Source organism: Sphingomonas sp. LR55, from assembly GCF_036856015.1.
In the GTDB taxonomy this organism is placed as follows: domain Bacteria; phylum Pseudomonadota; class Alphaproteobacteria; order Sphingomonadales; family Sphingomonadaceae; genus Sphingomonas.
The window spans coordinates 3952174-3960318 of sequence record NZ_JASPFO010000001.1; the positions used below are offsets into that span (position 1 = coordinate 3952174).

Genomic DNA, 8145 nt, shown 5'->3' on the forward strand with positions numbered 1-8145 from the left:
GCGCCCGACCAAGTGCTGCGAACGCCGTCCAATCTGAAACTCCGCATGATCGCCAGCGTCGCGATGATTGCCGTCGCCAGCATCGCGCTGACGCTTGGCGGGATCGCGTTCTGGGTGCTCGGCGTGGTCGCGGCGCTGTTCATGATGGCGGAATGGTCGATGCTGCAAGGCGCCGACGCCAAGACCAAGCGGATGACGCAGTTCGCGCTGTCGGTGCCGCTCGCGCTGATGGCGCCCGCGTCGCTGATCTTGGTGATCCACGATTTCTTCACGCTGGGCCTGCTCGCGGGCGCGGCGTTCTTCGTCGTCATCACCACGCGCAAGCCACCGCTCGCGCTCGGCATCCTCTATTGCGGCCTTCCGGTACTCGCGTTGATGATCATCCGGCGGCAGGACGAGGGTATCCTCTTCACGCTGTGGGCGCTGTCGCTGGTGTGGGCGTGCGATATCGGCGCGTTCTTTACCGGGCGGACGCTGGGCGGGCCCAAGCTCGCGCCGGTGATCAGCCCGAACAAGACATGGTCGGGGCTGATCGGTGGCGTCGTGCTGGCGAGCGCTGTCGCGGCGGTGCTGCACACGCAATACGGCCTGCCGATGCGGATGACGCTGGCGACGCCGGTGCTCGCCGTGCTCGCGCAGATGGGCGATCTTTATGAGAGTTGGTTGAAGAGAGTGGCAGGCGTGAAGGACAGCGGCAACATCCTGCCCGGCCATGGCGGCGTGATGGATCGCCTCGACGGGCTCGTGCCAGTCGCCCCGGTCGCCGCGTTCCTCGTCCTGCTGCCGCATTTTTACGCATGAAGACCGTCACGATCCTGGGCGCGACCGGCTCGGTCGGCACCTCGACGCTCGACCTGATCGAGCGTGAGCCCGATCGCTTCCGTGTCGTCGCACTGACCGCGAACTGCGATGTGACCAAGCTGGCGGCGGCCGCGATCCGGACCAAGGCCGAGCTCGCCGTCGTCGCGGACGAGGGCTGCCTCCCCGAATTGCGCGAGGCGCTGGCGGGCACCGGCATCCGCGCAGGCGGTGGTGCCGATGCGATTGCCGAGGCGGCTGCGTCGGGTGCGGACTGGACGATGGGCGCGATCGTCGGCTGTGCTGGCCTGAAGCCGGTGATGGCGGCGATCGAGCAGGGCGGTACCGTCGTGATCGCCAACAAGGAGCCTCTGGTTTCGGCCGGCGACGTGATCCTCGCCGCGGCCAAGCGCACCGGCGCGACGTTGTTGCCTGCCGATTCCGAACACAACGCGATCTTCCAGTGCTTCGACGCGACTCGGCCCGAGCGCGTGCGGCGGATCATCCTGACGTGCAGCGGCGGGCCGTTCCGCGATTGGACCACTGAACAGATGCGCGGCGTGACGCTCGAACAGGCGGTCAAGCACCCCAACTGGTCGATGGGCGCAAAGATTTCGGTCGATTCGGCGACCTGCATGAACAAGGGCCTCGAACTGATCGAGGCCGCCCGGTTGTTTCCGATCCCGCACGACCGGATCGAGATCGTCATCCACCCGCAATCGGTGGTCCACAGCCTCGTCGATTATGTCGACGGCTCGGTTCTCGCGCAGCTCGGGCCCCCGACATGCGGACGCCGATCGCGCATACGCTCGCATGGCCCGACCGGATGGCGACGCCGATGGCCCCGCTAGACCTGGTCGGAATCGGCCGACTCGACTTCGAGGCGCCCGATCCGGTGCGTTTCCCGGCCTTGCGACTCGCGCGCGAAGCGTTGGATGCGGGCGGGGCGCGGCCGGCAATCCTCAACGCCGCCAACGAAGTCGCGGTCGAAGCCTTCCTCAAGCGCCGGATTTGTTTCCTCGAAATTGCCGCAATCGTAGAGGATACGCTAATGCGCTATAACCCGGCCGCACCGGACAGCGTCGATGCCGTGCTGGCGATCGACGCCGAGGCGCGGATCCTGGCGGGCAAGCGTGTAGAGGATTGCGTGGTTTGATCGAAACGCCGGGTATCCTGCTGACCATATTGTCGTTCGTCCTGGTGATCGGGCCGCTCGTGTTCGTGCACGAGATGGGACATTACCTCGCCGGACGCTTTTTCGGCATCAAGGCGGATGCCTTCGCGATCGGCTTCGGCCGCGAGGTCGCCGGGTTCACCGACAGCCGGGGCACCCGCTGGAAGTTCGGCTGGTTACCGCTCGGCGGCTATGTGAAGTTCGCGGGCGACATGAACCCGGCGAGCCAGCCTTCGGCCGAATGGCTGTCGCTACCCGCCGAAGAACGCCAGCGTACCTTCCAGTCGAAGCCGGTATGGCAGCGCGCGATCGTCGTCGCAGCCGGACCGGTCGTCAATTTCGTCGTCGCGATCCTGATCCTCGCTGGTTTCGCGTTTGCTTACGGCGACATCCGCATGCCGCCCGTCGTCGGTGGCACGATGCCCGGCAGTCCGGCCGCGGCTGCTGGCCTGCAGGTCGGCGACCGGATCACCGCGATCGGCGGACGATCGGTCGAGACGTTCGACGATCTCGCCCGCTTCGCCCGCATCCGCGCCGGCGAGCGTACGCAGATCGACGCTGTGCGCGGTGGCCAGACGGTATCGCGCGATCTCGTGATCGGCACCGAATTGCAGCGCGATCGCTTCGGCAACGAATACAAGATCGGCCGCCTCGGCATCGCCGGCAGCAAGCCCGTGATCGTTCCCGTCAGCCTGATCGAAGCGCCGGTGATCGCGGTGAAGCGCACTGGCGAGATCGTCTCGATGATGGTCGAGACGCTGAGCCAGGTCATCACCGGGCGCCGCTCGGTCAAGGAACTCGGCGGGCCGCTCAGCATCGCCAAGGTGTCGGGCGAGCAGATGTCGCTCGGGCTCGACGCGTATGTCTTCTTGATCGCCCTGGTCTCGATCAATCTGGGGTTCATCAATCTGCTGCCAGTGCCGATGCTCGATGGCGGTCACCTGTTCTTTTATGCGATCGAAGCGGTGCGCAGGCGCCCGGTCGAGCCGCAGGTTCAGGAATGGGCGTTTCGAGGCGGCCTCGCGGCAATTCTTGCGCTGATGTTGCTGGTGACGTTCAACGATCTCGGCAATTTCGGGCTGTGGAAAAATCTGGCCGGCTTGATCGGCTGACGACGATAGGGCAGGGCGGGCGCGCCTTGTATGTGCACGTTTTTGGGGTGGGTTTGGTGACAGCGATCAACGGTTACGATTTCGCGCGGAAGGGCGCCCTGCTTCTCGCAGGCACGATCCTGTCCGGCGCGCCCGCGTTCGCGCAGACCGCACCGGTCGCGACGACCACCCCGGCTCCGGTCCGCAATCCCGTCACGGGGGCGGTCAATAGTGTAACGCCCGTCGCGGCTCCGGTATCCGCCGGCACGATCAAGACTTTGCGAGTCGAGGGATCACAGCGGATCGAGGCCGAGACGGTGCTGAGCTACACCAAGCTGCGCATCGGTATTCCGTACACCGCGGAAACGCTCGATCAGGCGCTGAAGGACCTGCAGGCGAGCGACCTGTTCGCGGACTACTCGATCGCCGGCGTCGAGACGGGCAACATCGTGCTGCGCGTCCGCGAAAACCCGATCATCAACCGGGTGATCATCGAGGGCAACAAGGCGCTCAAGACCGACAAGATCACCAAAGAGATCAAGCTCGCACCGCGCCAGATCTTCACGCGCACCGCGGTCCGTCAGGATATTTCGCGGATCATCGAACTGTATCGCCGCCAGGGCCGTTTCGCCGCGGTGATCGATCCGAAGATGGTCAACCTCGACCAGAACCGCGTCGACGTGGTGTTTGAGGTCAGCGAAGGCCCGAAGTCGAAGGTCCGCCAGATCAACATCCTCGGCAACGAGGTGTTCTCGGACGATCAGATTCGCGGCCAGATGGCGACCAAGCAGTCGCGGCTGTTCCGCCTGCTGTCGTCGGCGACCAGCTACGATCAGGATCGTCTAAGCTACGATCAGCAGAAGCTGCGCCAGTTCTACCTGACGCAGGGCTATGCCGATTTCCGCGTGACCTCGGCGGTAGCGGAACTGACGCCGGACAAGAAGGACTTCATCATCACGTACGTGGTGGAGGAGGGCAAGCGCTACAAGTTCGGCGACGTGACCGTCGACAGCCAGATCCGCGACTTCGACAACACCAAGCTTGCGGCCACGCTGCCGCTGAAGAAGGGCGACTGGTACAACGCCAAGCTCGTCGAGGATTCGGTCGACAACCTGTCCCAGACCGCGGGCTTGTTCGGCTATGCGTTCACCGAGGTGAACCCGGAGTTCCAGAAGGACGCCGAAACGCTGACGATGGGGATCAACTTCAACATCGCCGAAGCCAAGCGGACGTATGTCGAGCGGATCGAGATCAACGGCAACACGCAGACGCAGGACAAGGTCGTCCGGCGCGAGATCCGTCTGGCCGAGGGCGATGCGTTCAACAGCTTCCAGGTGAAGCGTTCGCAGGATCGCATCAACTCGCTCGGCTATTTCGCGGACAAGATGGAAATCAAGCAGCTGCCGGGCTCCGCGCCCGACCGCGTGATCCTCGAGACCAACCTCGAAGAAAAGTCGACCGGCGAACTCCAGCTGTCGGCGGGTTATTCGAGCCTCGAGCGCTTCATCATCCAGGCGAACATCACGCAGCGCAATTTCCGCGGCAAGGGCCAGGAGCTGCGCGCCGGTGTGAACTATTCGAGCTATTCGAAGTCGATCGAGCTGGGCTTCACCGAGCCGTACCTGTTCGACAAGAACATCGCGCTCGGCGGCGACATCTTCCGCCGCGACTACAACTCGTTCAACTATGTCGGCAATGATCGCCAGACCAACTATTCGCAGGTCTCGACCGGCTTCCAGCTGCGGACTGGCGTGCCGCTGACCGAATTCTGGTCGCTGTCGGGTCGTTACGGTCTGTCGTATGACGAAGTCAGCCTCGACAGTCAGTATCTGAACGCCGACGGCTCGTGCAACCTCCTGGTTGCAGGGCGCTATCTGTGCGAGGCCATCGGCAATCGCTGGACCTCGTCGATCGGCTATTCGGTCAGCCGCGATACGCTGAACAGCCGTCTACGCCCGACCGCCGGTTCGCGCTTCTCGTTCAGCCAGGACTTTGCCGGTCTCGGCGGCGACGTGAAGTATCTGCGTACCCGCCTTGAAGGATCGAAGTACGTCAACCTGGGTAGCGGTTTCATCGGATCGCTGATCGGTGAGGGTGGCTATATTCATCCGCTCGAGAAGAGCCGCGGGCCTGGTATCGATGCGATCCGTATCACCGATCGGTTCTATCTTGGTGAGCCGCAGTTCCGCGGCTTCGACATCCGCGGCGTCGGCCCGCGTATCCTGCGCGCAGCATATAGCGACGGAACGCCGGCACAGATCCTCGCGACCGATCGCAACTCGATCCAGGACGACGCGCTCGGTGGTCGCGCTTATTATCTGGCGCGTGCCGAAATCGAGATTCCGTTGGGCTCGGGCGCGCGTGAGCTCGGACTGCGGCCGTCGGTCTACGCCCAGATGGGCAGCCTGTTCGGGATCAAGCGTCCGTTGCCGACCGCGACATTCGAGACTGCGGTCGATCCGGCCACCGGCAAGGAATATGTGAAGTCCAACTTCACGCCAGCCGTCAATTCTCTGGGTGCGCCGCTTTATACCTATACGACCACCAGCTCGTCCGGTGCGCCGGTAACGGCGAACACGACGTGTTCGACGGGGTCGCCCGATGCAGCAGGGACCTCATGCATCGGTACGACAGCCAATCCACGCGCGCAGGCCGAGCAGACTCCATTTGTCGAAAGCTTCCTCGGCAACTCGGCCCGGCCGCGTTTGTCGATCGGTGTCGGCGTCAACTGGAACTCGCCGTTCGGCCCGCTTCGTATCGATCTCGCCAGGGCTCTGCTCAAGCAGAAGGGCGACGACCCCAAACTCATTACTTTCAACGTAGGGACACAGTTCTGATGACGACGTTCAAGACGCTTCTCCTCGCCGCAGCGCTCGTCGCGCCGGCTGCCATGACCGCAACTGCCGCCGATGCGCAGGTTTCGGGTATCGCCGTCGCCGATGCGCAGGGCGCGATCGCCAACTCGAAGGCCTGGAACGCGGCGCGTGCCCAGATCGAGACGACCTACAAGGCACAGCTCGACCAGGCCGAGACGCGTCGCCAGGCGGTTGCCCGTGAGCTTCAGCCGTTGGTTACCGCGTTCCAGACCGCACAGCGTGCACCCGGCGCGACCGAAGCGACGCTGCGTCCGCAGGCTCAGGCGATCCAGACCCGCGAGAACGCCGCCAACCAGGAACTCGCTCGCCTGACGCAGCCCGCCCAGCGCGCGCAGCAATATGCGATCGAGCAGATCCAGGCGAAGCTCAGCGACGCTGTGACGGCTGCCGTCCGTGCCAAGAACGTCAGCCTGTTGCTGCGTCCTGAGGCCGCATTGTTCGCACAGCCGACCGCCGACATCACCGCGGCGATCACCACCGAGCTCGATCGTCTGGTGCCGTCGGTCAGCACCGCCGTCCCGGCGAACTGGCAGCCGAACCAGCAGGGTGGCCAGCAGCAGCAGGGCGCAGCACCAGCACAGGTTGGTCGTGCACCGGCAGCTACGCGCACCCCGCAGGGTCGCTAAGCTACATCGATGACCGATATCGTGAACGATACTGAGGCAAAAGGCCTGACTGCGGCAAAAGGCCTGGGTCCGCTCGATATCGGGCGCGTCATGGCCGCATTGCCGCATCGCTACCCGATGCTGCTGGTCGATCGTGTCGAGGGCCTGGTCCTCGACACGTCGATCACCGCGATCAAGGCGGTGTCCATGAACGAGCAGTTCTTCCAGGGGCATTTCCCTGGGCGTCCAATCATGCCGGGCGTGCTGATCGTCGAGGCGATGGCACAGGCCGCGGGGATTCTCGCGGTCGAGTCGCTGGGTCTCGCGGGCTCGGGCAAGCTCGTCTATTTCATGGCGATCGACGGCGCGAAGTTTCGCAAGCCGGTCGAACCGGGCGTATTGCTGAAACTCGAAGTGACGTTCGTCCAGAAGCGCAGTGCGGTGTGCAAGTTCGCCGGTCGCGCGCTGGTCGACGGGCAACTGGTTGCCGAAGCGAACTTCACCGCGATGATCGCCGACCCGCCTAAAGTCTGAGGCTAAGGCTTGAGGCCCGCGTTCTTGTAAAATCGGGCGCGTCCGTGTACGGGCGCGCCTTCCTTTCAGGCTGGTCGGAACCAGCCACATACGGAGAATTCCCATGAAGGCCGATACGCACCCCGATTATCACATGATCACCGTCCAGATGACCGATGGCAGCAAGTACCAGACTCGCACCACCTGGGGTAAGGAAGGCGATGTGATGACGCTCGAGATCGACCCGCTCGCGCATCCGGCATGGACCGGCGGCCGCGGCACGATGCTCGATACCGGCGGCCAGGTCGCGCGCTTCAACAAGCGTTTCGGTGGCGGTCTCACACTCCGTAAGTAAGTGTAAACCCCGGAACGGATTGATACTAAACCGTTCCGGGGTCATTTCTTAAGATCACGTTAGGTAACGGCGGCTAGGCTTGTGACTGCAAGCCAGACTTAGGACTCGCAAGGACGAGGACGCCATGTTCGCCGCCGATTTCGAACCCGCAGAGCGCACCAGCCGCCGCGGTTCTCCCCGTGCTCCTGTCGCGTTGGACGTCAGCATCGGCAAGACGCGCCGCACTTTGTGCAAGGTCGTCGACATCTCGATCAACGGCGCGCGGCTCCAGACCTATTCGGCGCTGAAGCGCGGGACCAGCATCTGGCTCAACCTGCCGCAGATCGGCCAGATCGTTGCCGAAGTCATGTGGGCGGACGATTTCACCGCCGGCTGCAAGTTCCGCAAACCGCTATCGATCGAAGCGTTCGATGCGCTAATCCGGGATCACCCGGCGTAGCGTCGCTAATAGCGATCACGTCCGAGTCGCACGATGGCACCTTCACCAATACGACTCTGTGCTCCGGGACATGATGGCCGCCGGCAACCCCGGCGTCGCATCGGACGAGCCCCGCAATTTCGAAATCTCGAGTTGGTGTGGGCCAAACCGACGGTCGCGGAATGACTTACAGCGAGCAGCGTCTCAGGAGTAGGTGGCAACGAGAGCCCGTAGAGCGGCGCCGGAGCCAAAAAATGGAAAACCGACCTCAAACTGTAAAATAGTGTTTGACGGTATGGCGAGGTGGCCTTAGAG

General features: G+C 63.7%; 7 protein-coding genes and 1 pseudogene. All 8 read left to right on the top strand.

Annotation, left to right across the window (positions count from 1 at the left end):
• Nucleotides 1–45: 45 nt before the first annotated feature.
• Nucleotides 46–801, top strand: a complete 756-nt coding sequence (locus QP181_RS19165) for a phosphatidate cytidylyltransferase (protein WP_333929684.1) — start codon at nt 46–48, stop codon at nt 799–801.
• Nucleotides 798–1954: pseudogene (locus QP181_RS19170) on the top strand (1-deoxy-D-xylulose-5-phosphate reductoisomerase). Before QP181_RS19165 ends, QP181_RS19170 begins: the two are co-directional and overlap by 4 nt.
• The gene (gene rseP / locus QP181_RS19175) at nt 1951–3084 is read left to right on the top strand and encodes an RIP metalloprotease RseP (RefSeq protein ID WP_132896234.1); all 1134 of its coding nucleotides are present in this window, start codon (nt 1951–1953) and stop codon (nt 3082–3084) included. Before QP181_RS19170 ends, rseP begins: the two are co-directional and overlap by 4 nt.
• Before the next feature lie 65 nt (nt 3085–3149).
• Entirely contained in the window at nt 3150–5900 is a 2751-nt protein-coding gene (bamA, locus tag QP181_RS19180; protein ID WP_443027605.1) for an outer membrane protein assembly factor BamA, read from the top strand.
• Complete coding sequence (locus tag QP181_RS19185; protein WP_333929512.1) at nt 5900–6565, top strand: OmpH family outer membrane protein; 666 nt, start codon at nt 5900–5902, stop codon at nt 6563–6565. The genes bamA and QP181_RS19185 overlap by 1 nt, the downstream gene beginning before the upstream one ends.
• Before the next feature lie 9 nt (nt 6566–6574).
• The gene (gene fabZ, locus QP181_RS19190) at nt 6575–7078 is read left to right on the top strand and encodes a 3-hydroxyacyl-ACP dehydratase FabZ (protein ID WP_333929513.1); all 504 of its coding nucleotides are present in this window, start codon (nt 6575–6577) and stop codon (nt 7076–7078) included.
• Between the two features lie 103 nt (nt 7079–7181).
• Nucleotides 7182–7412 carry a 50S ribosomal protein L31 gene (gene rpmE / locus QP181_RS19195; RefSeq protein WP_055880673.1) on the top strand — a complete coding sequence of 77 codons (231 nt, stop codon included), beginning with the start codon at nt 7182–7184 and terminating at the stop codon, nt 7410–7412.
• A 124-nt stretch (nt 7413–7536) separates the two neighbouring features.
• Nucleotides 7537–7851 carry a PilZ domain-containing protein gene (locus QP181_RS19200; RefSeq protein WP_333929514.1) on the top strand — a complete coding sequence of 105 codons (315 nt, stop codon included), beginning with the start codon at nt 7537–7539 and terminating at the stop codon, nt 7849–7851.
• Nucleotides 7852–8145: the final 294 nt, after the last annotated feature.

What these genes read in the sequence shown, in the direction of transcription:
- QP181_RS19165 (WP_333929684.1), top strand. Translation starts at nt 46, where the DNA reads ATGATCGCCAGCGTCGCGATGATTGCCGTCGCCAGCATCGCGCTGACG.
- QP181_RS19185 (WP_333929512.1), top strand. Translation starts at nt 5,900, where the DNA reads ATGACGACGTTCAAGACGCTTCTCCTCGCCGCAGCGCTCGTCGCGCCG.
- fabZ (WP_333929513.1), top strand. Translation starts at nt 6,575, where the DNA reads ATGACCGATATCGTGAACGATACTGAGGCAAAAGGCCTGACTGCGGCA.
- rpmE (WP_055880673.1), top strand. Translation starts at nt 7,182, where the DNA reads ATGAAGGCCGATACGCACCCCGATTATCACATGATCACCGTCCAGATG.
- QP181_RS19200 (WP_333929514.1), top strand. Translation starts at nt 7,537, where the DNA reads ATGTTCGCCGCCGATTTCGAACCCGCAGAGCGCACCAGCCGCCGCGGT.